Origin of the sequence: Citrobacter sp. R-1.5.2, from assembly GCF_035064245.1 — a bacterium.
Taxonomy (GTDB): domain Bacteria; phylum Pseudomonadota; class Gammaproteobacteria; order Enterobacterales; family Enterobacteriaceae; genus Citrobacter.
This window is the reverse complement of record NZ_JASEYC010000004.1, coordinates 254,202-278,272: the sequence shown is the minus strand read 5'-3', so window position 1 is coordinate 278,272 and position 24,071 is coordinate 254,202. Positions and strand designations below refer to the sequence as shown.

The following is a 24,071-nucleotide window of genomic DNA, read 5'->3' as shown; positions in this document are numbered from 1 at the left end:
TGCGTTATGGATGAATACTCACCGAAAAGACATGATATCGCGCAGCTTAAATTTCTCTGCGAAACTCTGTATCATGACTGTCTTGCAAACCTTGAACAAAGCAACCATGGTTGGGTAAATGACCCTACCTCTGCAACCAGCTTGCAGCTCAATGAACTGATAGAGCATATTGCAACCTTCGCACTTAATTATAAAATTAAGTACAATGAGGACAATAAGCTGATCGCGCAGATTGATGAATACCTGGATGACACTTTTATGTTGTTCAGCAGTTATGGTATTAATACGCAGGATCTGCAGAAATGGCGGAAGTCAGGTAATCGACTATTTCGCTGTTTTGTCAATGCCACCAGGGCTAATCCTGTCAGTTTGTCTTGTTAAAAATTATTACAATCATAGGTAAGAGTTATGTCCGATAAACCATTAACTAAAACAGATTATTTGATGCGCCTACGACGCTGTCAAACAATTGACACGCTTGAACGTGTTATTGAGAAAAATAAATATGAATTGTCTGACAATGAACTGGCTGTATTTTACTCAGCCGCCGATCATCGTCTTGCTGAATTGACAATGAATAAGCTCTACGACAAGATCCCAACATCTGTTTGGAAATTTATTCGTTAATTGCTCATGAGGTTAAGTCAGGTATCGCGAAACATTTGTTTGTCTGACTGACCATTTCCCGTACCAGCAACCATTATTTAATTCAAATCACGTGATTGCGATCACGGTGGGAAAACGGGAACGTTCCCCTTCCCTGCATTGCGTTTTACTGTACTGTGACGGCCTATCAGCAAACAGGAAAGTTCGTAATGAGTGAAGATAAGCAAAAGATGATCGCCGGCGAATTGTATCGCCCGGCAGATGAAACGTTGCGCAACGATCGTCTCCGTGCACGCCAACTCATCCACCGATACAATGCCACCGCACCCGATGCGCAGAGTGAACGTCAGGCTATCTTGCGCGATCTATTGGGTCAAAGCGAAGACGCTTACATTGAGCCCTCTTTTCGTTGTGACTACGGGTATAACATTTATCTCGGCAAAGCGTTTTACGCCAACTTCGACTGCGTCATGCTTGATGTCTGCCCAATCCACATCGGTGATAACTGTATGCTGGCACCGGGAGTCCATATCTATACGGCAACCCATCCATTGGACGCTAACGAACGCAACAGCGGAGTTGAACTAGGGAAACCTGTAACCATCGGGAATAATGTCTGGATCGGGGGGCGCGCAGTGATAAATCCGGGTGTAACACTGGGCGACAACGTGGTTGTGGCGTCAGGTGCAGTGGTGACTAAAAGCGTTCCGGCAAACACCGTCGTCGGTGGCAATCCGGCACGGATCATCAAAACACTGTGATCTGATATGTAACTGTTATGCTAAATTGTGGTTAATCTGTTACTTTTCTCAGAGAGTATCCCCTTTTAAAATAGGCTGATCCCTCCTGACTATTGCAGACTTCACGAAGGCAAGAGATGACAGAAATACAACGCCTGCTTACCGAAACCATCGACGACTTAAATATTCGCGAAAAGCGCGACAACAAACCGCGCTTTAGCATCAGCTTTATTCGTAAACATCCAGGGCTATTTATCGGCATGTATGTTGCGTTTTTTGCCACGCTGGCGGTAATGCTGCAATCAGAAACGCTGGTCGATTCGGTATGGCTGTTGGTTGTACTGTTCGTCTTACTCAACGCCTTTTTCTTTTTTGACGTTGCGCCGCGTTACCGCTTTGAAGATATTGACGTACTGGATTTCAGAGTCTGCTATAACGGTGAATGGTATAACACGCGCTTTGTGCCGCCCTCACTCATCGACACTATCCTGCATTCTCCCCAAGTCGACAGTGAGCATAAGGCCCAATTGCAAAAAATGATAACGCGGAAAGGTGAACTGTCATTTTATGATGTCTTCACATTAACCCGCGCGCAGACCAGTCAGTAATCACGCCCTGTCACAAACAAAAAAAGTGCGTCCCCCGAGGGGAACGCACTTCAGTCCCTGCAATGCTGGCAAAGTGACTAACGTCTTTTTTTACGGCCCTGTACCGCTTTAAACCGCGGATTCGTTTTGCAGATGACGTACAAACGCCCTTTGCGTTTGACTATCTGGCAGTCAGGGTGCCGTTGTTTGGCGCTGCGAAGTGAATTGAGTACCTGCATCTTAACCTCGCTTAGTGCCAATGAAGTGGCCGAAACGTTTCTGGAAACGAGCCGCGCTACCTTCGTTATCGAAGGTTTTTTGTTTACCGGTGTAGTACGGGTGTGACTTAGACGAGATATCAAGCGTTACGTACGGGTACATTTGGCCCTCGAACTCAATCTCTCGTTCGGTTTTGATCGTCGAACCGACCTTAAAGTATTCATTGGCACTGGTATCGTGAAACACCACTGGGCGATAAAAAGGATGGATATCCGGTTTCATGGCAACCTCAATATGTTACGTTATAACATATCCATCAAAATACACCACTCCCGTACAGATCTCAACCTGATTTATGCTATGGGTAATTTATCGGAGTGATAAGTGGCCCTAAATATATGATGCCAATCGAATTGCTTTTTTAGCTTTCGGATATACTTTCTCTACGCTGTGTTAATAAGGATATCACTGTGACAACACGACATCTGATTGGCCTGGTGGCGGGAATACTGGTTCTGTCCATCCTCGTACCGGTGTGTTTAAGCCTGTGGCTGGCACATCGTCAGGTCGAAACGAAATTTATAGATGAGCTTGATTCATTTTCCAGCCAGGTCGCTTTGCGTACGGAACGCGTTGGCGAGCAGGCAAAAAAAGCGCTACGCAAAATAGAAGCCTTCCAGGGTGTGCCCTGCTCAGAGGAACATTTGCTGGAAATGCGCCGGTTGTCCTACAGCTACCGTTATATTCAGGAAGTGATGTACCTCAAAGACAATGTTCCACAATGTTCCTCCCTTGAGAAAAGGAGCCAGGCTGCTGCGTTTCCACCGCCAATGAAAATGACACCGGATGGCTATCGCGCCTGGTTAACCTCGCAAAACGACCTCGGAATACAGCGTTTTATGGCGGCGCTCGGCAGCGAGCATTATGTGGTGATGATCGACCCTGGCTCGTTCATTGATGTTATCCCATTTGGTTCATGGCCTATCGAAGTCGCCATTGTGGGTACAGTAAGCAACGTCGTGGTGGCCAGTAGTGCCGATCTCCCCTTGGACGTGTTACATCAACTGCAAAAAGACAGTTCTATCAGCCATTTTCAAAAAGAGGGCAGTATTTATAATTCTCGCCCTTTCCCCGAACTAGGTATCACTATCGTCAGCTGGGCGTCGACATTACCTTTGCAAAAATCCTGGCACCGACAGGCGCTGATCTGGCTCCCGGCAGGGATTATTATTGGCCTGCTCACCGCCTTCTTTATTCTGCGTATTTTGCGCCGCTTGCAGTCCCCCCATCACCAATTGCAAGACGCCATTCAGAACCGGGATATCAAAGTCCATTACCAGCCCATTATTTCGCTCAAAACGGGAAAGGTCGTGGGTGCAGAAGCACTGGCTCGTTGGCGACAAGCTGACGGTAGCTATCTCTCACCCGATATTTTTATCCCCCTGGCCGAAGAAACCGGCCTGACAGAACCTCTCACTCGTTTGATTATTGAAAACGTCTTCGAGGATCTGGGTAAATGGCTGCATCAACATCCTCAACAGCATATATCACTCAACCTTGAGTCGGCCGATTTAAAGTCCGAAACACTTCCGGCACTGCTAAGCCGCATGGTGAACCACTGGCAACTACAACCCGCACAAATTGCCCTGGAACTGACTGAGCGTGAATTTGCCGACCCGAAAAACAGTGCACCGTTTATCGCCAAATACCGTCAGGCAGGCCACTCTATTTATATTGATGATTTTGGTACAGGCTACTCCAGCCTGAGTTATTTGCAGGATCTGGATGTAGACATCCTGAAGATAGACAAATCGTTTGTTGACGCGCTGGAATACAATAACGTCACGCCACATATTATCGAGATAGCCAAAACGCTGAAGCTGGAAATGGTGGCGGAAGGCATCGAGACCGAGAACCAGGAAAGCTGGCTCCGTCAACATGGCGTACAGTATGGTCAAGGCTGGCTGTACAGCAAAGCACTGCCAAAGGCGGAATTTATTCTGTGGGCGGAAAAACGACTCTAACAGGGCACTGGCGTGTATTGAGATGGCTGGCGGCACGCCGCACAGCCAGTCACGTCACTCTTCCATAATGGGCGAGAATCCACCGTAGATCATTCGCTTGCCATCAAATGGCATAGACTCACCAAACTCCTTCATACGGGGATCGGACATCATCTTCTGATTCGCCGCATCGCGGACTTCTTTAGAAGGGTATTCAATCCAGCTGAATACCACTTCTTCATGATCCTGCGCTTTTACCGCCATACGAAAATCGGTCAACTTACCGTCGGGAACATCATCAGCCCAACACTCCACAATGCGCAGTGCACCGAATTCCTTGAAAAGCGGCGCAGCCTTTGCCGCCATCGCGATATATGCCTCCTTGTTTTCGGCAGGAACGGCAACAACAAAACCATCAACATACTTCATCAGATAAACCTCCGAAGTGTACTGCGCGGCAAGCCGATTCCGGCCGCGTCAGTCGAGGTTAAGTTTAGTCGTCAGCTGGCAATCACGCCGTAGGCTCATTCCGAACACGAATACGTGACTGCGGCTGATGGCGAAACCACGGCAGGCAAATCTGAATTAACGGTCCAATAGCTAACGCATACAGTACCGTTCCAACACCCACGGTTCCGCCAAGAAGCCAACCACTGAGCAAAACCGACACCTCGATTGCGGTCCGGATAGTCCGTACAGACCAACCAGTACGCGCATGAATGCCGGTCATCAAGCCGTCACGTGGGCCCGCCCCAAAACCGGCACCGATGTACAGACTGGTCGCTAGCGCATTCAAGATAACCGCCGCCACCAGCAGTCCACTGCGCGTCAGTAGCGATTCAAATCCCGGGATCACCGCCAGCGCGGCATCTGCAGCCAAACCAATCATAATGACATTGCTGAGAGTGCCAAATCCGGGGCGCTGGCGCAGTGGTATCCATGCCAGCAGAACCAGTACCCCCACGGCGATGATCACCAGGCCGATATTCATCGATAATAGATTTGCTACGCCAAGATGAAATACGTTCCACGGGTCAGCCCCTAAATCTGCACGTACAAACATCGCCGTCGAAACGCCGTACAGCGCCAGTCCGATATACAGCTGAAGTAAACGACGCAGCATAATTTTCTCCTCACCCCTCAGATAGCTTTCATCTTCACCGCAATTGGCACTATGATTAATGTCCAGTTTTCAGAAAGTGGACTGCTATGTCATCTCGCCGTTATGGAAGCCAGTCCCTGCAGCGCCTGCTCGGGCACTGGCAGGAGACCCCCTCACGTACACCTATCTGGCGACAGTTGGCAGAGGCACTACGCCTGCTGATCCTGGATGGCCGACTGGCACTGGATACGCGCTTACCCGGCGAACGCGAACTGGCCGCCGTGCTTGAAGTCAGTCGCACGACGATTGCCAGCGCAATGGCGCAACTGCGGGAAGAAGGGTATCTGGAAAGCCGTCATGGAAGTGGTTCACGCGTGATCCTGCCGGAACATACCCGTCATGTACCGACGCGAACCCGCACCAGCACCGCGCTGGATTTGTCCACAGCAGCCCTTAGCGCCGGGCCCGAAATTCATCAGGCGTACCAGCAAGCCCTGCTGGCGATGCCACAGCATTTGCTAAGTTCAGGATATTTGCCCCAGGGGTTACCAACGCTGCGAGAATCTATTGCCCGGCATTATTGCGAACGCGGATTACCCACACAGCCGGATGAAATAATGGTGGTGAATGGCGCAGTCAGCGGCCTGGCGCTGATCCTGCGTTTGCTCACGGGTCCCGGCGATCGTGTGTTGGTCGATCATCCTACCTATCCACTCGCCATTGCAGCCATTCAAGGTGCGTCCTGCCGCCCCGTGGGCGTGTCACTGCCCGAACACGGCTGGGATACATCGGGCCTTGTTGCCACTATTGCGCAAACTGCGCCGAGAATGGCCTACCTGATGCCAGATTTTCACAATCCTACCGGACGTTGTATGGATGCGACGACACGCCAGGCTATCGCCGATATCTCCGCCAGAACCCGCACGACACTGGTGGTGGACGAAACCATGGTCAATCTGTGGTATGACGCCCCGCCACCACCACCGCTGGCGGCATTCCATGATGACGCGCCCATCATCATGCTGGGATCGGCGGGGAAAAGTTTTTGGGGAGGTCTGCGTCTGGGATGGATTCGGGCCTCATCGCGTACCATTGCCGCGCTGGTACAGACTCGCGACACATTTGATTTAGGATCACCAGTGCTTGAACAGCTTGCCACGGGTTGGTTACTGGACAATGCGACCGATTTTCTTCCAGACAGACGGCAATTGCTCACCACCCGGCGCGATCGGTGCCATGACCTGATGAAGACACATTTCCCGGAGTGGCAGTTTACTCAACCGCAGGGGGGACTCTCTTTCTGGGTTGAATTACCCGATACGCTGGCGACGTTGTTTGCCGCGCGCGCTGAAAGTGCAGGTATTCAGTTGGGTACCGGGACGCGCTTCGGCCTGGATGGCGCATTCGATCGCTTCTTACGCATGCCCTTCGCACTGCCCGATGACACAATGCGCTCGGCCTTCCGGACATTGCAACCCATTTGGGACAACCTGCGTTTACAGGCAAGTCACGGGAAAATGCGCAAAATAATATGAGCGACGAGCCACAAAGCTCGTCATGCGCTAACTTAAACCCTCAATATCTACAGTTGGCGGGGAACCGGAAAACCTTTCAGGGAAATCACAAAATTCTCCCCGTCTTTCTTAATTTTCGCCCCGGCATCGCACCAGTCAGAAGCAATACGGAAAAATTCATCGCTACCGACATTCCAGCTCAGACGAACATGTTTCACATAACCGGAACGAAGCAATTCACAGGCTTCGCCATAATTACAGGCGGTTGAGAGCGGTTGTTGTTTCATTTTTTCTTCTTCAGTAATCTGCGCAGCGCTTTGATTTCTTTAGGAGTCAGTGCTTCAACCACGGATTCTTCCGTGTGCTGGCTATCAATATCGTCAGCGGAGACTCCCGCCTCTTCAATGGCGGAAAACGCGATAAGCAGCAATTTTTCCGTCGAGATACTTAGGTTCTCATTATTCACTTCAGCGTAATGACGCAGCTTTTCTTTTAGCGCCTCATCAATTTTGACATTCAATACTGCGGTCGACATCGTAAAAAGTCCTTGTGGTCAGCCAAAGTCCACCGGGCGCAAGAGTCATATCTCTGCGCGATGGCGACGGCAAAAGCATCAAATAACATCCCCGAAACACATTGACAGCATTTGATGACAATAAAATGACAATACGATGACAAAGAAAAGAAGATGAGAAGAATTGAGATTGCCGGACGGCAGAATTGGGTGGGGGCCCTGCCAGCTACATCCCGGCACACACGTCATCTGCCCTGGCTGCTTCCTTCCGGACCTGACCTGGTGAACAGAGTAGCGTTGCGGGAGAACCAACAGAGCCCCCATTGAGAGCGTTGTTAACCAACGCGCAGGCGCATTATCACTGCTGCACCCTGTAATTGCAACCCATCCCGCATCGGATGCTGTTTTCTTGTGCAATGAAGCTTCACTACCTCGTCATTCGGGATTATGCTGGAGGATTAGCGCAGGAATAAACGATGGATATACAAGACTCTTTCCCTCAACGCGTCTGGCAAATCGTTGCCTCAATCCCCGAAGGATTCGTCACCACCTATGGCGATGTCGCCAGGCTTGCTGGCTCACCGCGCGCTGCACGCCAGGTGGGCGGTGTACTCAAGCGACTGCCTGAAGGTAGCACCCTGCCCTGGTATCGAGTGGTGAATCGTCACGGAATGATTTCACTGACAGGTCCTGACCTGCAACGACAACGCCAGGCATTGCTGGCAGAAGGTATTGTGGTTTCAGGGAGTGGACAAATCGATTTACAACGTTATCGCTGGGTGTACTAACCCCCTCCGGACGGAGAGGGTTAGTATGCCCTTAGTACTGTGTCGGGGCAGGAACAGCGGAAGACGGATTCACCTGCGTGGGTGACGTTGACGGTACCGTTGTCGCGGCACCACCGCTCGCCTGTACAGGAACGGCCGTCTGCTGAACCGGGACCAGGGTCAGGTCGGCTTTAGTCCCCCCCTGATTAATCACCGTCTGGACGGTATCAGTAATAAAGACCAGCTTATCATTCACCGTAATCGCCGCACTCAGCAGAATACGCGCGTTTGGCTGAATATCTGCCGGGTTAAACGGGAGCACGAAGCTGAATGGTGCTTGTTTGCCCTCGGTACGCACAACTTTTTGCGACAGCACTTTTGACGGTGCATCGGCAAGCGATGCATCTGACAGTGTGACGGTCAGCACGGCATCCGGCGGTAAAGCAACTTTCTGGCGGATCCATACCGTACCAGACACATTCGGCTGTTGAATTTTTGACTGTGTGTCAGCAATTGACGTATTAGGACTTGGCGCAGGTGTTTGAATATCTGCACTTTTACCAGCACAGGCCGCCAGAGCGACCGCAACCGCTAAACCACTTACCATGTGCACGAGTTTCATTAAATTCTCCTTCTCATCTATGCACCAGCGAGAACTTTCCTCGCCAGAAGAGTGGTTAACAAAAACATAACATGACTAAGTGTGGCACAAATTAGCAATTTCTGCTTGTAATAGGCCTGTAATTCAGACAATTGCACCCATCGGACCACTTTCAAAATTGCGTTATACTCTGCCTACCTCGCTGCGAGATCGCTATTACCTGGAGAGCACGTATGAGTCTGGCACTGAAAAATTTGCTGACATTGTTAAATCTGGAAAAAATTGAAGAAGGACTCTTTCGGGGCCAAAGTGAAGACTTAGGGTTACGTCAGGTTTTTGGTGGACAGGTTGTCGGTCAGGCGTTGTACGCCGCGAAAGAGACCGTGCCGGAAGAACGTCTGGTGCATTCCTTCCACAGCTACTTTTTACGGCCGGGCGACAGCCAAAAGCCCATCATCTATGATGTCGAGGTACTGCGCGATGGTAACAGCTTCAGTGCCCGCCGCGTTGCCGCGATCCAGAATGGAAAGCCCATTTTTTATATGACCGCCTCTTTCCAGGCACCAGAAGATGGGTTTGAGCATCAAAAAGAGATGCCGGATGCGCCTGGCCCTGAAGAACTTAAATCAGAAACTGAGATCGCCCGTTCAGTAGCTCACCTGCTGCCACCGCTATTGAAAGAAAAATTTATCAACGACCGCCCGCTGGAAGTCCGTCCGGTGGAATTTCATAATCCGTTAAAAGGTCACGTTGCCAACCCGACTCGCCAGGTATGGATCCGCGCTAACGGCACGCTGCAGGACGATCTTCGTGTACATCAGTATCTGCTCGGTTACGCCTCTGATCTGAACTTCCTGCCCGTTGCTTTACAGCCGTATGGCATTGGTTTTCTGGAAAAAGGGATTCAGATCGCTACGATCGACCATTCTATGTGGTTCCATCGTCCTTTTAATATCAATGAGTGGTTGTTGTACAACGTAGAAAGTACATCGGCCTCCGGTGCCCGGGGATTTGTACGCGGGGAGTTCTATACGCAGGATGGCGTGCTGGTCGCCTCTACCGTGCAGGAAGGGGTAATGCGTAATCGTAATTGATTTTTTTTCCGGCCTACAGGGTAAATTGTTGTAGGCCGGAAAAGCGTTTAGCACTATCCGAGAAATTGAAACATCAGGCGTTGTAGGCGTTTTCGCCGTGGCTGTTCACATCCAACCCTTCGCGCTCCTGCTCTTCCGGTACGCGCAGACCTACCGTCATGTCCGCCAATTTATAGCCGATAAATGCCACGACACCGGACCAGACAATGGTGATCGCCACACTTTCCAACTGCACAAGAAGCTGATGCCCCATGGTAACACCTTCGGCAAAGCCCACTCCGCCTAAAGAGCTGGCGGCGAATACGCCAGTCAGGATACATCCGACAATCCCACAGACACCGTGAACACCGAAGACATCACACGGGTCATCAACGCGCAGAAAGCGCTTCAGCATCGTCACTCCCCACAGCCCTGCCAAACCGGCAACCACGCCGATGATCAACGCCCCACCAACACCGATATAACCACAGGCAGGCGTCACACCAACCAGACCCGCAATGGCGCCAGAACAGGCTCCCAGCAATGATGGTTTGCCACGCAGCGCCCATTCACCGAAGATCCAGCCGAGAATAGCGGCCGCGGTTGCAACAACGGTATTCACGAAGGCCAGCGCGGCAATTTCATTCGCCATCCCCGCGGAGCCCGCGTTAAAGCCAAACCAGCCGATATAGAGAATAGCCGTGCCGGTAAAAACCATTGGCAGGTTATGCGGCTTAAACGCTTCTTTGCCAAAACCGACCCGTTTACCAATCAGATAAGCCCCAACCAGACCGGCAATCGCGGCGTTGATATGCACTACCGTGCCGCCTGCAAAATCCAGCGCACCGTGAGTAGCCAGCAAACCACCGCCCCAGACCATGTGTGCAATAGGGATGTAGGACAACGTCAGCCACACCACCACAAAAATCAGCACCGCTGAGAAGCGAATACGTTCAGCCAACGCACCGACGATAAGCCCAACAGTGATACAGGCGAAAGACCCCTGAAAAGCAACGTGAATATACTGATAGATACTCCCCGTCACCGCCGTCAGTGCAATATTCTTCAGCATGACCCAGTTGAAGTTACCAAAAAAATTATTTCCTTCGCCGAAAGTCAGCGAGTAGCCATAAACGACCCACAAAATACAGACCAGAGCGAATGTCACCGTAACCTGGGTCAGCATTGACAGCACGTTCTTACCGCGAATTAAACCGCCGTAGAACAACGCAATGCCAGGAATAGTCATAAACAGCACCAGCGCAGTGCAAATCATCATAAAAGCGTTATCGGCTTTATCCGCGACCGCCGGTGCCGCCATCGCCAGTCCCGGCAGCAGCGCCAGTGATGCAATACCCGTTTTCATCGTTGCTATCTTCATCTTTTGGTTTCCTATCACTGTGTGCCAGACGTTACAGTGCGGCTTCGTCGGCTTCGCCGGTACGAATACGAATCACGCGTTGTAGCTCGGCGACGAAAATTTTGCCGTCGCCAATTTTTCCGGTGTAGGCGGCCTTACTGATGACATCAATTACGCCGTCCAGTTGGTCATCAGCAATTGCCACATCAATCTTCACTTTGGGTAAGAAGTTGACGCTGTATTCCGCTCCCCGGTACAACTCAGCATGACCTTTTTGTCGGCCAAACCCCTTCACTTCGGTGACGGTCAGCCCCTGAATACCCATAGACGACAATGCTTCACGGACGTCTTCCAGTTTGAACGGTTTGATTACCACGGTAACCAGCTTCATAGATCCCCTCCAGTCAGAATTCAGTAGTGGCTGCAGATACACATACTGAACATTGCAAGGGGTGTGCCAGGAATGAAAAACGCGGGATGATTCAGCCGCACGGGGTACGGCGAGGATAGAAAAAGAAAAAGCGCACTATAACGGTGCATAGTGCGTTACATTTTTGCACCAGATTGTTGATTGCAGGATGGCGGCGAAAACGCGTCATCAGGCCTACGAAACCACACTGGCTGTAGGTCTGATAAACGCAGCGCCATCAGGCGATTGCCGAATCTTCGTTTACGCTAGCCGCCAACTCTTCGCCCGCCAACTGCAGTTGATACATTTGCCAGTAGCGGCCCTGTGCGGCAAGCAGTTGCTGGTGCGTGCCGCGCTCAACGGCCTGCCCCCGGTGCAGTACCAGAATAGTGTCGGCATCGACAATGGTGGATAACCGATGCGCAATCACCACCAGCGTGGTGTGCTTACGCACTGCTGCCAACGCCTGCTGAATAGCCTGTTCAGTACCGGAGTCAATGCTGGCCGTCGCTTCGTCCAAAATCAGCACCTGCGGCGTTTCGACCAGCACACGCGCCAGCGCCAGCAGCTGTTTCTGCCCGACTGATAAATTATTGCCCTGCTCGCCCAGTCGGGTATGAATACCGTCACTCAGCCCGCGCGCCAGCTCCGCCAGTTGCACCGTCTCCAGCGCCTGCCATACCCGCTCTTCAGAAATATCGCGGCCCAGCGTCACGTTGGCCAGGAAGGTATCCGCCATCACCACCGGATCCTGCTGCACCATCGCAACGCCCTGGCGTAACACACTGTGGCTCAACGAAGACAGCGGTCGTCCGTCCAGACGAATATCACCCTGCGTCAACGGGTAGTACCCCATCAGCAGACTGGCGAGCGTACTCTTGCCGCTACCGGTATGCCCAACCAACGCAACAAAACGACGAGAAGGTACGGACAAACTGATGTTTTGCAGCACCAGATTGTCGTCGCGATAGGCAAAAGAGACGTTATCAACCTCAATGTCCCCGCTTTTCAGGGGTTGGATATCCTCACCATAACGCTGGCGTGGGCCATCCATCAGTTCAAATACACGTTCACCCGCTACCACCGCCTGTTGCAGCATTGATTGCTGGGTCGTCAGCTCAATCAACGGCTCGTTCAAACGCCCCAGATAGCTGATAAACGCATACAGCACCCCAACTTCAATGGACGTGCCGGATGTAAAGCTAAACAGCGTCAGCAAACCGCAGAGGATCAGGGCCGAAAACAGGCTGAGCAACGGGCGCAACAAAAAGCCATCCAATCGCAGCGTTTGCATGCGCGCCATATAGTGCGAACGGCTGGCTTCGCCCATTCGCTCACCAAAACGCGCCTGCTGACGGAACTGCTGGATCACGCTCATGCCATTAATAACTTCGTTAAAGCCATCATTAATATCTGCCAGATAGGCGCGAACGCGACGCACAATAGGAGTGCTATAGCGCTGATAAATCACCATCACCACCAGCACAGCCGGGAATATGGCCATCGCAACCAGCGCCATCCGCCACTCAAGGCTGAACATCGCTACCAGCATGGCACCGATTAAGGCGGCACTGCGCAGTACCGTCGCGACTACCGTCACGTACAGGTCGCGAATCACTTCGGTGTCATTGGTCACCCGGGAGATAAGCTGCCCGACAGGCTGAGTATCAAAAGCACTGAGCGGCTGACGCAGCGCGGCATCCATCACATCGGTACGTAACTGCTGCACCACACCAACGGCCGCCTGGTTAAAGAGTAATGACTGCGCGTAATGCAGGCCCGCCGCCAACAGTTGCAGACCGACATAGGCCGCCACCAGCCCGGCGACCATCGCCAACGGCAGATTGTTCTTCGCTACCATGTTATCGATAAAATAGCTGATGAGCAGCGGACCACTCACCTCCGCCGCTGCCGCTACCCACAGCATGACAACAGCGATAGACAGCTGCTTTCGCCACGGCGAGCCGTACGCCAGCAGCCTTTTCAGGGTCGGCCATAATTGTCCAAAACTACGCATTAGCCGCCTCCTCATCGGTAGCCGGCGCATCAGACAATGCCGCTTCCAGTTGCTGATAGCGGTACATATCACGATACCAGCCGGGTTGCTGAACCAACGCATCGTGTTCGCCACGCTGAGCAATATGTCCGTGCTGCATCACGATAATTTCATTGGCTTCTGTCAGCGCAGATAAACGGTGAGCGCTGATTATCACGGTTCTGCCTTCTCCCCACTGGCGCAGGTTATGCAGGATTTGATGTTCAGTACGACCATCCACCGCCGATAACGCATCATCAAGAATCAGGATTTCAGCATTCAGCAGCAGCGCACGAGCGATAGAAATACGCTGTTTTTGTCCACCGGACAGCATCACGCCGCGTTCACCCACTTCGGTGTCATACCCCTGAGGAAGACGTAAAATATCCTCATGCACGCTGGCCAGACGTGCAACATGTTCAATTTCATCCTGTGTGGCCTGCGGGCGTCCAAGCGCTATGTTGTTGGCGACCGTATCCGAGAACAAGAAAGGTGTCTGGCTGACCACTGCCAGGCGGCTACGCCAGCTATCAAGCTGCAAGCGCGTTAACGGAATATCATGAAAACGCACATCGCCTTGAGTGATATCGAAGTGGCGCTGGAGCAGCGATAGTACGGTACTTTTCCCAGCCCCAGTTGGGCCACAAATGCCCAGCATCTGCCCTGGCTTAAGCTGGAAATTCACATTCTCCAGCACCGGATGAGCCGTCTGTGGGTAGCGAAATTCGCGAATGGCCACCGCTAACTCACCACGTCCTTCTGGTACGGGTTCTGTCCCATCATCCACCACGGGGGCTTCAGCCAGCATCGCGCGAATACGGCTATATGCGGCGCTGCCTCGCTCAACAATATTAAACATCCATGCCAGTGCCAGCATCGGCCAAATCATCAGACCGAGATACATCATAAAGCTGGTTAACTGACCAAGGGTCAGAGAACCATGCACCACCATCCAACTTCCCCCGGCGATAGCCAGCAGGTTAGCCATACCTATGGCGATATAAATCGTGGGGTCAAAACGGGCGTCAATGCGGGCGACCCGCAAGTTTTTCTTGCCGGTATCTTTAGCATCTTCGGCAAATAGCGCCGACTGTCGGTCTTCCAGACCAAAAGCCTTAATCATGCGGATACTGGTAAGACTTTCCTGAGTACGATCGTTCAGGCTGGAGAACGCTGCTTGCGCAACCTTAAAGCGATTATGCAGTCGATCGCCGTAACGCTTGATCATTATCGCCATCACCGGCATTGGGAGTAACGCGATCAGCGTCAGCTCCCAACTGATTTGCGTAGACATCACGATCAACACCGCGCACCCCATGACCAGTGAGTCCACCAGCGTCAATACACCTTCGCCAGCCGCAAACACCACCCGATCAACATCGTTAGTTGCACGCGCCATCAGATCGCCTGTGCGATGACGCAGATAAAATTCGGGATGCTGGCGGCTCAACTGGCGGTAATAGTCTTCGCGTAGTTCAACTGCCAGTTGGTAGGATGCGCCAAACAACAGTACGCGCCAGACATAGCGCAACAAATAGACCACCACCGCAATCAGGGCAATCGTGCCGACCCACATCAGCAGTCGCTCGGTTGTGAAGCGCTGTGTCGTTACGCCGTCCACGATGATACCGACCACTTTTGGCGGGATAAGCTGAAGAATAGCGATGATGATAAGCAAGGCTACAGCCCCGAGGTAGCGACGCCACTCCCGGCGGAAGTACCAGCTTAATTGAGCAAATAATCGCACGCGTTATGTCCTGACAAGATTTCCGGCAATGACCACCGGGAGAGTTATTCAATAGGTAGAGCAGTCGTGTATTTAATCTGTTCCATCGCAAAACTGGAGGTAACATCAGACAGGCCCGGTACGCTATTCACCAGACGCTTATAGAAATCATCATAGCGTTTCATATCAGCAACCTGCACCCGCATCAGGTAATCATACTCCCCAGCCATTCGCCAGAAACCCAGTACCTCTGGCATCCCGGTCACTTCGGTGACAAAGCGGCAGTACCACTCGCTGCTGTGATGCTGGGTTTTAATCAGCACAAACGCGGTTAAGCCCAGCCCCAGTTTTTCTGGATCCAGAAGGGCAACCTTGCCCAGCAGAATGCCGTCATCCTCAAGCCGCTTGAGGCGTTTCCAGCAGGGGGTGGTTGTCAGATTAACGGCATCGGCTAACGCCTGCAAAGAAAGGGTGCAGTCTTGTTGTAGTAGGCCAAGCAGCTTACGGTCAATTTTGTCTAACATATCCACTCCACAGAGAAGAATTTTCTCCTTACATTCTATTTTAAAGGCTAAATGGCAACAATTTTTTCCGTGCTTTTCGCTATTCTGGGCACAAAATGACAAATGGATATTAATGATGAATAGCTCCTGGGTTAAAAACGCCATCAATGAAATTAATGCGGATTACCAGCGTTCTGCCGATACGCATCTTATTCGCCTGTCGCTACCGGCGTTTCCGGGTATTCAGCTCTATTTAAAAGATGAGAGCACGCATCCAACCGGTAGCCTGAAACATCGCCTGGCACGCTCACTGTTTCTCTACGGACTGTGTAATGGCTGGATTAAAGAAGGCACCACGATTATCGAATCATCATCCGGTTCAACGGCGGTTTCTGAGGCTTATTTCGCCCGTCTGCTTGGACTGCCGTTTATTGCCGTTATGCCTTCCTGTACGGCAAAACGCAAAATTGAACAGATTGAATTTTATGGCGGTCGCTGCCACTTCGTGGAAAGCGCCTGTGAAATCTATGCAGCGTCTGAACAGCTGGCACATGAACTGAACGGACATTATATGGACCAGTTCACCTACGCTGAACGCGCTACTGACTGGCGTGGTAACAACAATATTGCCGACAGTATCTTCCGCCAGATGCAGTGTGAGCCAAACCCCGTGCCTCGCCATATCGTGATGAGCGCAGGAACCGGCGGTACCTCCGCAACCATTGGCCGTTATATTCGCTGTCAGGGCTACGACACTCGTCTGATGGTGGTAGACCCGGAGAACTCGGTCTTTCTGCCTTACTGGCAGGATCGCGATGCGTCGTTACGCAGTCCGGTCGGCAGCAAAATTGAAGGCATTGGCCGCCCACGCGTAGAGCCTTCTTTCATTCCTGATGTAGTTGATGAAATGTTGCGCGTTCCGGATGCCGCAAGCGTTGCCACCGCGCACTGGCTGGAGACGCAGCTAGGCCGTAAAGTGGGCGCCTCAACCGGTACCAATATGTGGGGAGCGTTACAACTTGCCGCTCGGATGCGCGATGCAGGAGAAACGGGGTCGCTGGTTACGTTGCTGTGCGACAGCGGCGAACGCTATCTGGAAACCTATTACAACCCGCAATGGGTCGAGGCGCACATCGGTGATTTAACGCCATCGAAAGCAGAACTTGCCCGCCTGCTGAATACCCATTAATCGGTCAAAAAAAAGCCAGACACTAAGGTCTGGCTTGCTGGAAGGGATCTCTCATTCGGGGGAATAAGGTAGATGCGGATTGTCCAGCCAATGCGTCAAAAAGTGTGATACCGCCTGATTGCGGCAATGCCCAATCACCGATAAATGAGGCAGCGCAGCAATAAGCTGCGGCATCGCGTTTCCCATAATCAGACCACGCCCAACGCGGCCCAACATTTCACGATCGTTCATGGCGTCGCCAAACGCCATGCAGTCAGCCATGGAATAACCCAAGTGATCGCTCAGTACTGCCAGCGCAGAACCTTTGTTACAGCCCAGCGGCAGCACTTCAAGGCAATCAACTGCGGAAAAACAGAGATTCGCCTGCTCGCCCAGCGCGTCATTCAACTGAATACGCAGGCGAACCAAATCATCATGATCGCCACAGAAGCAGATTTTCGTGACCTGATGAGCAGGAATACGCTTCACATCCACTATCTGATAACGAAATCCGCTGTACACATGCGCTTGCAACAGTGACGGAATCTCTTGCCCAGTGAACCAGCCGTTGTCATTAAAAACATGCATGCTTGCCTGCGTTTCCCACCGCTGGTGCAATACGATATCGGCAACCGAGGGAGCCAGATCCTGACGATGCAATACATCACCTTCCAGCGAGTGAATACGCGTCCCGTTACCGGTGATTAAAAAGGCGTCCAGCGAGATCGAGCCCAAAATATGACGCATCTCCAGCACATGACGACCGGTCGCAAACGTCAGCGTGATATCTCGTTCACGCAGGCGTGCCAGCGTCGAAAGGGTTTCATCACCTAAATGGTGATTCGGCATCAAAAGGGTGCCATCCATATCAAATGCAGCCAGACGAGCCATTTCTTTCTCCACACTGTGACGCGGTTAACTTGTGATTCAGTATCTCCTGAGATATACGGAAGTAATAGTGAATAGATAAAGAAAATTGTTCCGGTTTTTTCTGCGCAAAAACCGTTAACGGGCATCCTGAAGGATAAAGTATCAATGCGTCTGCTTAATCGCCTGAACCAGTATCAACGCCTGTGGCAGCCTTCGAACGGAGAGCCGCAGTCGGTGACCGTCGGGGAACTTGCTGAACGCTGTTTTTGCAGCGAGCGCCATGTCCGTACCCTGCTCAGGCAAGCGCAGGATGCCGGTTGGCTGGTATGGCAAGCTCAGTCCGGACGCGGGAAACGCGGAACATTACGTTTTTTGGTCACTCCGGACTCTCTGCGCAACACGATGATGGAGCAGGCACTGCAAAAGGGTGAACAGCTCAGCGTACTGGAACTGGCTCAACTGGCCCCCGGGGAATTAAGAACCCTGCTGCAGCCGTTTATGGGCGGACAATGGCAAAATGATACGCCAACCCTGCGTATCCCCTATTATCGCCAGCTCGAACCTTTGCATCCTGGATTCCTGCCCGGTCGTGCAGAACAGCATCTTGCCGGGCAGGTGTTCTCTGGCCTGACACGTTTTGACAGTCACACGCAACGCCCCTGCGGCGATTTAGCCCACCACTGGAATATCTCTGCCGACGGGCTGCGTTGGGATTTCTATATTCGCTCAACACTGCACTGGCATAACGGTGATGTTGTCAACAGTGCTCAGTTACACCAACGGCTGTTGATGTTGCTTGAACTGCCCGCACTGGCCAGATTGTTTATCAGCGTTAAACGCATAGAGGTGACGCACCCTCAATGTCTGACTTTTATTTTGCATCGTCCTGACTTTTGGCTGGCACACCGTCTGGCAAGTTACAGTAGCCATCTCGCTCACCCAGAACAGCCCTTTGTCGGGACTGGCCCGTTCCGACTGACGCTGTTTACACCAGAACTGGTTCGCATCGAGAGCCACGATAACTACCATCTTGGCCATCCGCTGCTGAAAGCTATTGAATACTGGATAACCCCGCAACTCTTTTCCCAGGATCTGGGCACCAGCTGCCGCCACCCGGTGCAAATTGCGATTGGTAAACCAGAGGAACTGCCCATGCTAAGCCAGGTGAGTAGCGGGATCAGCCTCGGTTTTTGCTATCTCACGCTCAGAAAAAGCGCGCGACTGAATACACAGCAGGCCCGTCGACTGGTCAATATTATCCACCGCTCTTCGCTGCTACAGACGCTTGAGGTGGATGAAAACCTCATTACCCCCAGCAATGCCCTGCTGCCAGGATGGACGATCCCACAATGGGATGCGCTGGACGAGGTGGCGTTGCCGGAAAAACTGACGCTGGCCTACCACTTACCGGTCGAACTGCATACGATGGCGGAACAGCTGCGCCAGGCGCTGGCAAAACTGGGTTGTGAATTAACGCTTATTTTTCATAATGCTAAAAACTGGGATGGCGATCATCCTTTAGCCCATGCCGATCTGATGATGGGAGACAGGCTGATTGGCGAAGCCCCCGAGTATACCCTCGAACAGTGGTTACGTTGCGATCAGCTATGGTCACATGTTCTGAATGCATCCGCATATACTCATCTGCAAACCACGCTGGATGCTTTGCAAATTCAGGCCGATGAGGGCGATCGTCATGCGGCTTTACAGCAGGTTTTCGCCACGTTAATGCATGACGCCACGCTTACGCCGCTGTTCAATTATCACTATCGAATTAGCGCTCCGCCGGGCGTAAATGGCGTACGTTTGAATCCGCGTGGCTGGTTTGAGTTCACCGAGGCCTGGTTACCGCCCCCTTCAGCGTGAAGAAGCTGGTCGGCGACACGCCCAGACGCTACCATAAGCGCTTTCGTTATTTGTCAGGAAAAGCCATGAAACGTGCCGTTGTTGTATTTAGTGGAGGCCAGGACTCCACGACCTGTCTGGTGCAAGCGCTACATCAGTATGATGAAGTGCACTGCGTGACCTTTGATTATGGTCAGCGCCATCGCGCTGAAATTGACGTCGCACGTGATCTGGCCTTAAAACTCGGCGCCCGTGCACACAAAGTTCTCGACGTGATGCTGCTCAGCGAACTGGCTGTCAGCAGCCTGACCCGCGACAATATCCCGGTACCCGATTATGAACCGGACGCGGACGGGATCCCGAATACTTTTGTGCCTGGACGTAACATTCTGTTCTTAACACTGGCGGCAATTTACGCTTACCAGGTACAGGCAGAGGCGGTCATTACCGGCGTTTGCGAGACCGATTTCTCTGGTTATCCGGACTGTCGTGACGAGTTTGTCAAAGCCCTGAATCATGCCGTGAGCCTGGGAATGGCAAAAGACATCCGTTTCGAAACCCCGTTGATGTGGATTGATAAAGCCGAAACCTGGGCGTTAGCCGACTATTGGGGCAAGTTAGACCTGGTGCGTGAAGAGACACTGACCTGCTATAACGGGATCAAGGGCAACGGTTGCGGCCATTGTGCTGCCTGTAATCTGCGTGCCAACGGTCTGAACCATTATCTGGCGGATAAGCCGGCGGTGATGGCGGCGATGAAGCAGAAAACCGGGTTACAGTAATCTGCTGAGTTGTGCCGGATGGCGGTGCATACACCTTATCCGGCCTACATCTACTTCTCGTTTTGTAGGCCTGATAAGCGAGGCGCCATCAGGCAACGTTCCGTTACTTCACCATTTGTTCCAATTTCTCGCGTAACTCTCCTTCCAACGGCAGCGCTTTCTGCGTTTTCAAATCAATACAGACGAAAGTAATCAACGCATCAGCCACTACCTGCCCTTCTGGCTCCAGTGTGATGGTCTGGTTTAATACGCCGCTTTTGCCATTTAGCTGTTGTACCTGACTGGTTATGGTCAACAGATCGCTCAGCACGGCAGGACGGCGGTAGTTGATATTGATGTTAACAACCACAAACGCAATGTGGTGTGCAGTCATCCATTGAAAACTGTCACTGTTTTCCAGGCCATCCCAGCGGGCTTCTTCCAGAAACTCAAGATAGCGGGCATTGTTAACGTGCTGATAGACATCAAGATGAAAACCACGAACTTTGATTTGTGTTTGCATAGCGCAGAAACCTTACGTTGTTTTTATAGGAACAGACTTCAGGGTAAAGAGGTCATAACTGGTATGACCTCTACAGTCTGGCAAACTTTCAACGCTCTGCAAGTTATTAAAGTGTTAAAAATGCCAGATTACGTTCCACCAGCGAACTTCCCATCCCCGGTACCTGCTTTAAATCATCGACCGTTTTAAATGGTCCGTACTCCTCGCGATAGCTGACAATGGCCTGTGCTTTCTTCAACCCAACCCCATTCATCACTCGCGCTAAATCCTCCGCTGAGGCGCTGTTGATGCTTACCCTGGTACCTTCATCATCACTCGGCTTTGTCGCTGGCGTGGCTTTGCTGTGTGTGCTTCCTGAGGCATCCGCTTTGGTCTGAACCGCCTGACTTTTGGCGGCAGGTTCCGCTGCAAGTGCAGTTTGCACCATACCGGCACAGGTCAATGAAAAGGTAATAAGCAGGGCTTTAATTCCATGTTTCATACTGTTTTGCTCCTTGTTGGTTAACAGTAGAGCCACGATAGCGGGGGGATAAACGGCAGACAAATGGCAATTTTCAGAAATGGAAAAGGCCGCGAAAGCGGCCTTTGGTATATACAACTTTTTGCAATTATTTGCGAGAAGCCTCGGTTATTGCTGCTGTTCCAGCGCGTCACCGACTTTAATTTTTGCCGCTTTACGCAGGTTGCTCATCAGTGCTTCGAAGACAATCTGAGCGTTGTTCTGAGTAATCCCCTGAACCATCGCTTTTTTCTGTGCTTCTGGCATAGAGCCTGCTTTTACTTCGTCCAGCGCCAACAGTACAACGTTACCCTGCATGTCGTTCGCAACACCGTAGCTCGGCTTGTCTTTCGCAGGCAGGCTCAGGCCAAAGGCCGCCTGGCTCAGCGGATCCTGACCCGTACGGCTCAGCGTTTTCGCTTCGCCAAAGCTCAGACCCGCCGCTTTCAGCGCTTCATCGCCTTTACCCGCTTTCAGATCGGCCAGCAGTTTATCTGCATCCAGTTTCGCCTGCTGCTCAGCTTTATTGTGCTTAACGAGCGCGGTAACCTGTTCTTTCACTTCTGCTAACGGCTTAACTGCTTCTGCTTTGTGTTCGCTAATACGCAGCACAAACGCACGATCGCCATCCACGGTGATGATGTCTGAGTTGCTGCCCGGCGTACCGTTCTCGCCTATCAGACCACCATTGAAAATGATGTCAGCAACTGGTTTGAAATTCAGTTCTTCCGGCAAGCTGTCACGGCTAAACCAGCCCGTTTCAACCGCTTTCATCCCTGCTGCCTGCTCCGCACCCGCCAGAGATTCGTTATCGTTGCTGGCCGCGTCGCTGACTTTCTGCTGCAGCGCATAGTAGGCATCCAGCGCTTTTTCCTGCTTAACTTTCGCTGCAATGTCGTCACGGGCTTCACTCAGCGGTTTAACCTGCGCAGGTTGCACATCATCAAGGCGCGCAACGAGGAAACCAACAGAAGACTTAATCACGCCTGACAGTTGGCCTTTTTCTTTCAGACCGGAATTTTTCAGTTCATCTGGGGTGGTGGCGTCTTCCAGCCAACCCATATCACCGCCGTTACGGGCAGAAATGATATCGGCAGATTTTTCTTTCGCCAGGGTCGCAAAATCACCCCCTTTGTTCAGCGCATCAAGCACCGCTTTTGCTTCATCTTCTGTTTTGGTCTGTATGATGCTGTAGCGATTACGCTGCGGCTGAGTGAATTGATCCTGATGCTGGTCATAGTAAGACTGAATATCAGCATCGCTGGCGGTTTCCTGCATTGCTGCAGCATCCAGCTTGATATAGCTCACACGGAACTGTTCCGGCGTCATAAAGCGATTTTTATTCTGCTCGTAGTAACTGGCCACTTCTTCGTCGGTAACAGACTGCTTCGCGGCCAGGGCGTTAACGTCAATTGTCGCCTCGCGCACGATACGCTGCTGTGCGACCAGCGCCGCCAGTTCGTCCGTTTCGCCTTTCAGCATGAAGTCCGTACCGGCAACACCGTTAATCAGCTGCTGTGTCGTGAGCTGATTACGTAATGCCTGTGCGTACTGGTCTGCAGTCATTCCCATTTGATTGACAATCGCATTGTAGCGGTTGTTATCAAATTTTCCGTCAACCTGGAAAGCCGGGGTGGCGAAAATAGCCTGCTTAATCTGATCGTCGCTAATGTTGAGCTTAAGCTCACGGGAATACTGATCCAGCAGCGCTTCGTCCACAAGACGATTCAGCACCTGCTGACGCAGCGTTTTCATATAACCTTCGTTCGCCGCCAGCTCAGAATATTGATCGCCCAGCTGTTGCTGCATGCGGTTACGTTCGCTGTTGAACGCATTCTCGAACTGCCCGCGGCTGATCTCCTGGCCATTCACTTTAGCGGCGTAGTTATTGCCCCCGCCAATCAGGTAACCACTCACGCCGGTCAAAATGAACGACACGATAATGATACCGAAAATAATCTTGAGCACGAGACTGTTAGCAGCCGTGCGTAAGCTGTCCATCATGGTGTAACCACACTCCGCTGTAGATGACTATACGCGTTATCCTTCAGGCCGCCTTCGCGTTGGTTACAACGACGGCGGCAAGGATTTTGAGTATATATGCTTCACGCAGCATAGCGTTTCCTGAACGCTGCGCACAAAGGCCTATTGTGACAAGAAACTGGGGCAATTGTCAGCCCACAACGCGTAGAAAGTACCGGAATCAGAAATAAAAAAGGCACATCGGTTGATGCGCCCTTGTACTTAGTCACATCCCCAAAGGGGAAATCACTTAGTTTACCGCGTCTTTCAGTGCTTTACCTGCACGGAAGCCCGGTACTTTAGCCGCGGCGATGGTGATCTCTTTACCTGTTTGCGGGTTGCGACCAGTACGGGCAGCACGCTCTTTAACGGCAAAAGTACCAAAACCTACCAGTGCTACGTCATCACCTTCTTTCAGGGATTCGGTAACAGAAGCAATAATTGCATCTAACGCACGTCCAGCCGCAGCTTTAGAGATATCAGCCCCTGCAGCAATTTTGTCGATCAGTTGAGATTTATTCACTCTTCTCTTCCTCTTTATAATATATATCGCACCTGAATCCTTCAAAGTGCGACCGCGCAGCAGTTATATCAGGCCTGCCATGCCCTTACAACACCCGATAA

The 24,071-nt window shown here is 51.8% G+C and carries 28 protein-coding genes and 1 other RNA gene; 11 read left to right on the top strand and 18 right to left on the bottom strand.

Translation table 11 applies throughout. The features are described from left to right. Window positions 1–6 precede the first annotated feature (6 nt). The 4 genes from tomB (at window position 7) to QMN38_RS10545 (ending at window position 1,954) form a co-directional block, all read left to right on the top strand. Entirely contained in the window at window positions 7–381 is a 375-nt protein-coding gene (gene tomB / locus QMN38_RS10560) for an Hha toxicity modulator TomB (protein WP_003021733.1), read from the top strand. 27 nt (window positions 382–408) lie between these two features. Further along, window positions 409–627 (top strand): HHA domain-containing protein, encoded by a 219-nt coding sequence (locus QMN38_RS10555; RefSeq protein ID WP_002892050.1) that lies wholly within the window; start codon window positions 409–411, stop codon window positions 625–627. A gap of 188 nt (window positions 628–815) precedes the next feature. Further along, window positions 816–1,367 (top strand): maltose O-acetyltransferase, encoded by a 552-nt coding sequence (maa, locus tag QMN38_RS10550; protein ID WP_271441601.1) that lies wholly within the window; start codon window positions 816–818, stop codon window positions 1,365–1,367. 116 nt (window positions 1,368–1,483) lie between these two features. Beyond that, window positions 1,484–1,954, top strand: coding sequence for a YlaC family protein (locus QMN38_RS10545; protein WP_271441602.1), 471 nt, complete (start codon window positions 1,484–1,486; stop codon window positions 1,952–1,954). 77 nt (window positions 1,955–2,031) lie between these two features. Here QMN38_RS10545 and ykgO read toward each other — a convergent pair whose 3' ends face one another. Both ykgO and QMN38_RS10535 read right to left on the bottom strand, forming a co-directional pair. Continuing rightward, window positions 2,032–2,172, bottom strand: coding sequence for a type B 50S ribosomal protein L36 (gene ykgO, locus QMN38_RS10540; RefSeq protein ID WP_005125190.1), 141 nt, complete (start codon window positions 2,170–2,172; stop codon window positions 2,032–2,034). 1 nt (window position 2,173) lies between these two features. Then, on the bottom strand, window positions 2,174–2,434 hold the full coding sequence (locus QMN38_RS10535) for a type B 50S ribosomal protein L31 (protein WP_005125189.1): 261 nt from the start codon (window positions 2,432–2,434) through the stop codon (window positions 2,174–2,176). A 188-nt stretch (window positions 2,435–2,622) separates the two neighbouring features. On the opposite strand from QMN38_RS10535, the gene QMN38_RS10530 reads away from it, so the two are divergent. Beyond that, entirely contained in the window at window positions 2,623–4,176 is a 1,554-nt protein-coding gene (locus QMN38_RS10530; RefSeq protein ID WP_323605022.1) for an EAL domain-containing protein, read from the top strand. 54 nt (window positions 4,177–4,230) lie between these two features. On the opposite strand, the gene QMN38_RS10525 is transcribed toward QMN38_RS10530, so the two are convergent. Next, window positions 4,231–4,584, bottom strand: a complete 354-nt coding sequence (locus QMN38_RS10525; RefSeq protein WP_323605021.1) for a DUF1428 domain-containing protein — start codon at window positions 4,582–4,584, stop codon at window positions 4,231–4,233. Between the two features lie 82 nt (window positions 4,585–4,666). Then, on the bottom strand, window positions 4,667–5,278 hold the full coding sequence (gene yczE, locus QMN38_RS10520) for a membrane protein YczE (RefSeq protein WP_271449476.1): 612 nt from the start codon (window positions 5,276–5,278) through the stop codon (window positions 4,667–4,669). Window positions 5,279–5,364: 86 nt separating this feature from the next. On the opposite strand from yczE, the gene yczR reads away from it, so the two are divergent. Then, on the top strand, window positions 5,365–6,792 hold the full coding sequence (gene yczR, locus QMN38_RS10515; RefSeq protein ID WP_323605020.1) for a MocR-like transcription factor YczR: 1,428 nt from the start codon (window positions 5,365–5,367) through the stop codon (window positions 6,790–6,792). A 47-nt stretch (window positions 6,793–6,839) separates the two neighbouring features. Here the strand turns inward: yczR and QMN38_RS10510 are convergent, their stop codons facing one another. From QMN38_RS10510 to ffs, 3 genes are all read right to left on the bottom strand, one after another. Beyond that, window positions 6,840–7,058, bottom strand: coding sequence for a hypothetical protein (locus tag QMN38_RS10510; RefSeq protein WP_271441606.1), 219 nt, complete (start codon window positions 7,056–7,058; stop codon window positions 6,840–6,842). Next, window positions 7,055–7,306 (bottom strand): hypothetical protein, encoded by a 252-nt coding sequence (locus QMN38_RS10505; protein WP_048212417.1) that lies wholly within the window; start codon window positions 7,304–7,306, stop codon window positions 7,055–7,057. The genes QMN38_RS10510 and QMN38_RS10505 overlap by 4 nt, the downstream gene beginning before the upstream one ends. A 196-nt stretch (window positions 7,307–7,502) precedes the next feature. Beyond that, window positions 7,503–7,599: signal recognition particle sRNA small type (ffs, locus tag QMN38_RS10500), an RNA gene on the bottom strand. A gap of 162 nt (window positions 7,600–7,761) precedes the next feature. Between ffs and QMN38_RS10495 the strand changes: the two genes are divergently transcribed. Further along, the gene (locus tag QMN38_RS10495) at window positions 7,762–8,073 is read left to right on the top strand and encodes an MGMT family protein (RefSeq protein WP_137384616.1); all 312 of its coding nucleotides are present in this window, start codon (window positions 7,762–7,764) and stop codon (window positions 8,071–8,073) included. 31 nt (window positions 8,074–8,104) lie between these two features. Here the strand turns inward: QMN38_RS10495 and QMN38_RS10490 are convergent, their stop codons facing one another. Then, a complete protein-coding gene (locus QMN38_RS10490) occupies window positions 8,105–8,674 on the bottom strand; it encodes a YbaY family lipoprotein (protein ID WP_137384617.1) in 570 nt (189 codons plus the stop codon). Window positions 8,675–8,886: 212 nt separating this feature from the next. On the opposite strand from QMN38_RS10490, the gene tesB reads away from it, so the two are divergent. Then, the gene (gene tesB, locus QMN38_RS10485; RefSeq protein WP_271441608.1) at window positions 8,887–9,747 is read left to right on the top strand and encodes an acyl-CoA thioesterase II; all 861 of its coding nucleotides are present in this window, start codon (window positions 8,887–8,889) and stop codon (window positions 9,745–9,747) included. Window positions 9,748–9,820: 73 nt separating this feature from the next. Here tesB and amtB read toward each other — a convergent pair whose 3' ends face one another. From amtB to decR, 5 genes are all read right to left on the bottom strand, one after another. Further along, the gene (gene amtB / locus QMN38_RS10480; protein WP_271441609.1) at window positions 9,821–11,107 is read right to left on the bottom strand and encodes an ammonium transporter AmtB; all 1,287 of its coding nucleotides are present in this window, start codon (window positions 11,105–11,107) and stop codon (window positions 9,821–9,823) included. Between the two features lie 31 nt (window positions 11,108–11,138). Next, complete coding sequence (gene glnK / locus QMN38_RS10475) at window positions 11,139–11,477, bottom strand: P-II family nitrogen regulator (RefSeq protein ID WP_137384619.1); 339 nt, start codon at window positions 11,475–11,477, stop codon at window positions 11,139–11,141. A gap of 256 nt (window positions 11,478–11,733) precedes the next feature. Beyond that, window positions 11,734–13,512 carry a SmdB family multidrug efflux ABC transporter permease/ATP-binding protein gene (locus QMN38_RS10470; protein ID WP_323605019.1) on the bottom strand — a complete coding sequence of 593 codons (1,779 nt, stop codon included), beginning with the start codon at window positions 13,510–13,512 and terminating at the stop codon, window positions 11,734–11,736. Continuing rightward, window positions 13,505–15,277, bottom strand: coding sequence for a SmdA family multidrug ABC transporter permease/ATP-binding protein (locus QMN38_RS10465; RefSeq protein WP_323605018.1), 1,773 nt, complete (start codon window positions 15,275–15,277; stop codon window positions 13,505–13,507). Before QMN38_RS10465 ends, QMN38_RS10470 begins: the two co-directional genes overlap by 8 nt. Window positions 15,278–15,321: 44 nt before the next feature. Beyond that, complete coding sequence (gene decR, locus QMN38_RS10460; RefSeq protein WP_005125175.1) at window positions 15,322–15,780, bottom strand: DNA-binding transcriptional regulator DecR; 459 nt, start codon at window positions 15,778–15,780, stop codon at window positions 15,322–15,324. A 112-nt stretch (window positions 15,781–15,892) separates the two neighbouring features. Between decR and QMN38_RS10455 the strand changes: the two genes are divergently transcribed. Then, window positions 15,893–16,948, top strand: coding sequence for a PLP-dependent cysteine synthase family protein (locus QMN38_RS10455; protein ID WP_323605017.1), 1,056 nt, complete (start codon window positions 15,893–15,895; stop codon window positions 16,946–16,948). Window positions 16,949–16,999: 51 nt separating this feature from the next. Here QMN38_RS10455 and cof read toward each other — a convergent pair whose 3' ends face one another. Beyond that, complete coding sequence (gene cof, locus QMN38_RS10450) at window positions 17,000–17,818, bottom strand: HMP-PP phosphatase (protein ID WP_323605016.1); 819 nt, start codon at window positions 17,816–17,818, stop codon at window positions 17,000–17,002. Window positions 17,819–17,962: 144 nt separating this feature from the next. Between cof and QMN38_RS10445 the strand changes: the two genes are divergently transcribed. Together QMN38_RS10445 and queC are read left to right on the top strand one after the other, a co-directional pair. Next, on the top strand, window positions 17,963–19,663 hold the full coding sequence (locus tag QMN38_RS10445; RefSeq protein WP_323605015.1) for an SgrR family transcriptional regulator: 1,701 nt from the start codon (window positions 17,963–17,965) through the stop codon (window positions 19,661–19,663). A 65-nt stretch (window positions 19,664–19,728) separates the two neighbouring features. Beyond that, the gene (gene queC / locus QMN38_RS10440) at window positions 19,729–20,424 is read left to right on the top strand and encodes a 7-cyano-7-deazaguanine synthase QueC (protein WP_323605014.1); all 696 of its coding nucleotides are present in this window, start codon (window positions 19,729–19,731) and stop codon (window positions 20,422–20,424) included. Window positions 20,425–20,527: 103 nt separating this feature from the next. On the opposite strand, the gene fadM is transcribed toward queC, so the two are convergent. The 4 genes from fadM to hupB all read right to left on the bottom strand — a co-directional run bounded on the left by fadM (window position 20,528) and on the right by hupB (window position 23,988). After that, window positions 20,528–20,926, bottom strand: a complete 399-nt coding sequence (gene fadM / locus QMN38_RS10435) for a long-chain acyl-CoA thioesterase FadM (RefSeq protein ID WP_271441616.1) — start codon at window positions 20,924–20,926, stop codon at window positions 20,528–20,530. A 106-nt stretch (window positions 20,927–21,032) separates the two neighbouring features. After that, window positions 21,033–21,407 carry a helix-hairpin-helix domain-containing protein gene (locus tag QMN38_RS10430; RefSeq protein WP_323605013.1) on the bottom strand — a complete coding sequence of 125 codons (375 nt, stop codon included), beginning with the start codon at window positions 21,405–21,407 and terminating at the stop codon, window positions 21,033–21,035. Between the two features lie 147 nt (window positions 21,408–21,554). Beyond that, window positions 21,555–23,429, bottom strand: coding sequence for a peptidylprolyl isomerase (ppiD, locus tag QMN38_RS10425; RefSeq protein WP_323605012.1), 1,875 nt, complete (start codon window positions 23,427–23,429; stop codon window positions 21,555–21,557). A gap of 268 nt (window positions 23,430–23,697) precedes the next feature. Continuing rightward, window positions 23,698–23,988, bottom strand: a complete 291-nt coding sequence (hupB, locus tag QMN38_RS10420) for a nucleoid-associated protein HU-beta (RefSeq protein WP_219352570.1) — start codon at window positions 23,986–23,988, stop codon at window positions 23,698–23,700. Window positions 23,989–24,071 lie beyond the last annotated feature (83 nt).

Coding starts and splice junctions, on each gene's coding strand:
- yczE (WP_271449476.1), bottom strand. CDS start 5,278: ATGCTGCGTCGTTTACTTCAGCTGTATATCGGACTGGCGCTGTACGGC.
- maa (WP_271441601.1), top strand. CDS start 816: ATGAGTGAAGATAAGCAAAAGATGATCGCCGGCGAATTGTATCGCCCG.
- QMN38_RS10545 (WP_271441602.1), top strand. CDS start 1,484: ATGACAGAAATACAACGCCTGCTTACCGAAACCATCGACGACTTAAAT.
- QMN38_RS10555 (WP_002892050.1), top strand. CDS start 409: ATGTCCGATAAACCATTAACTAAAACAGATTATTTGATGCGCCTACGA.
- QMN38_RS10505 (WP_048212417.1), bottom strand. CDS start 7,306: ATGTCGACCGCAGTATTGAATGTCAAAATTGATGAGGCGCTAAAAGAA.
- QMN38_RS10490 (WP_137384617.1), bottom strand. CDS start 8,674: ATGAAACTCGTGCACATGGTAAGTGGTTTAGCGGTTGCGGTCGCTCTG.
- QMN38_RS10535 (WP_005125189.1), bottom strand. CDS start 2,434: ATGAAACCGGATATCCATCCTTTTTATCGCCCAGTGGTGTTTCACGAT.
- amtB (WP_271441609.1), bottom strand. CDS start 11,107: ATGAAGATAGCAACGATGAAAACGGGTATTGCATCACTGGCGCTGCTG.
- tesB (WP_271441608.1), top strand. CDS start 8,887: ATGAGTCTGGCACTGAAAAATTTGCTGACATTGTTAAATCTGGAAAAA.
- ykgO (WP_005125190.1), bottom strand. CDS start 2,172: ATGCAGGTACTCAATTCACTTCGCAGCGCCAAACAACGGCACCCTGAC.
- QMN38_RS10470 (WP_323605019.1), bottom strand. CDS start 13,512: ATGCGTAGTTTTGGACAATTATGGCCGACCCTGAAAAGGCTGCTGGCG.
- QMN38_RS10430 (WP_323605013.1), bottom strand. CDS start 21,407: ATGAAACATGGAATTAAAGCCCTGCTTATTACCTTTTCATTGACCTGT.
- decR (WP_005125175.1), bottom strand. CDS start 15,780: ATGTTAGACAAAATTGACCGTAAGCTGCTTGGCCTACTACAACAAGAC.
- yczR (WP_323605020.1), top strand. CDS start 5,365: ATGTCATCTCGCCGTTATGGAAGCCAGTCCCTGCAGCGCCTGCTCGGG.
- QMN38_RS10455 (WP_323605017.1), top strand. CDS start 15,893: ATGATGAATAGCTCCTGGGTTAAAAACGCCATCAATGAAATTAATGCG.
- tomB (WP_003021733.1), top strand. CDS start 7: ATGGATGAATACTCACCGAAAAGACATGATATCGCGCAGCTTAAATTT.
- fadM (WP_271441616.1), bottom strand. CDS start 20,926: ATGCAAACACAAATCAAAGTTCGTGGTTTTCATCTTGATGTCTATCAG.
- QMN38_RS10495 (WP_137384616.1), top strand. CDS start 7,762: ATGGATATACAAGACTCTTTCCCTCAACGCGTCTGGCAAATCGTTGCC.
- QMN38_RS10510 (WP_271441606.1), bottom strand. CDS start 7,058: ATGAAACAACAACCGCTCTCAACCGCCTGTAATTATGGCGAAGCCTGT.
- queC (WP_323605014.1), top strand. CDS start 19,729: ATGAAACGTGCCGTTGTTGTATTTAGTGGAGGCCAGGACTCCACGACC.
- ppiD (WP_323605012.1), bottom strand. CDS start 23,429: ATGATGGACAGCTTACGCACGGCTGCTAACAGTCTCGTGCTCAAGATT.
- QMN38_RS10525 (WP_323605021.1), bottom strand. CDS start 4,584: ATGAAGTATGTTGATGGTTTTGTTGTTGCCGTTCCTGCCGAAAACAAG.
- cof (WP_323605016.1), bottom strand. CDS start 17,818: ATGGCTCGTCTGGCTGCATTTGATATGGATGGCACCCTTTTGATGCCG.
- glnK (WP_137384619.1), bottom strand. CDS start 11,477: ATGAAGCTGGTTACCGTGGTAATCAAACCGTTCAAACTGGAAGACGTC.
- QMN38_RS10445 (WP_323605015.1), top strand. CDS start 17,963: ATGCGTCTGCTTAATCGCCTGAACCAGTATCAACGCCTGTGGCAGCCT.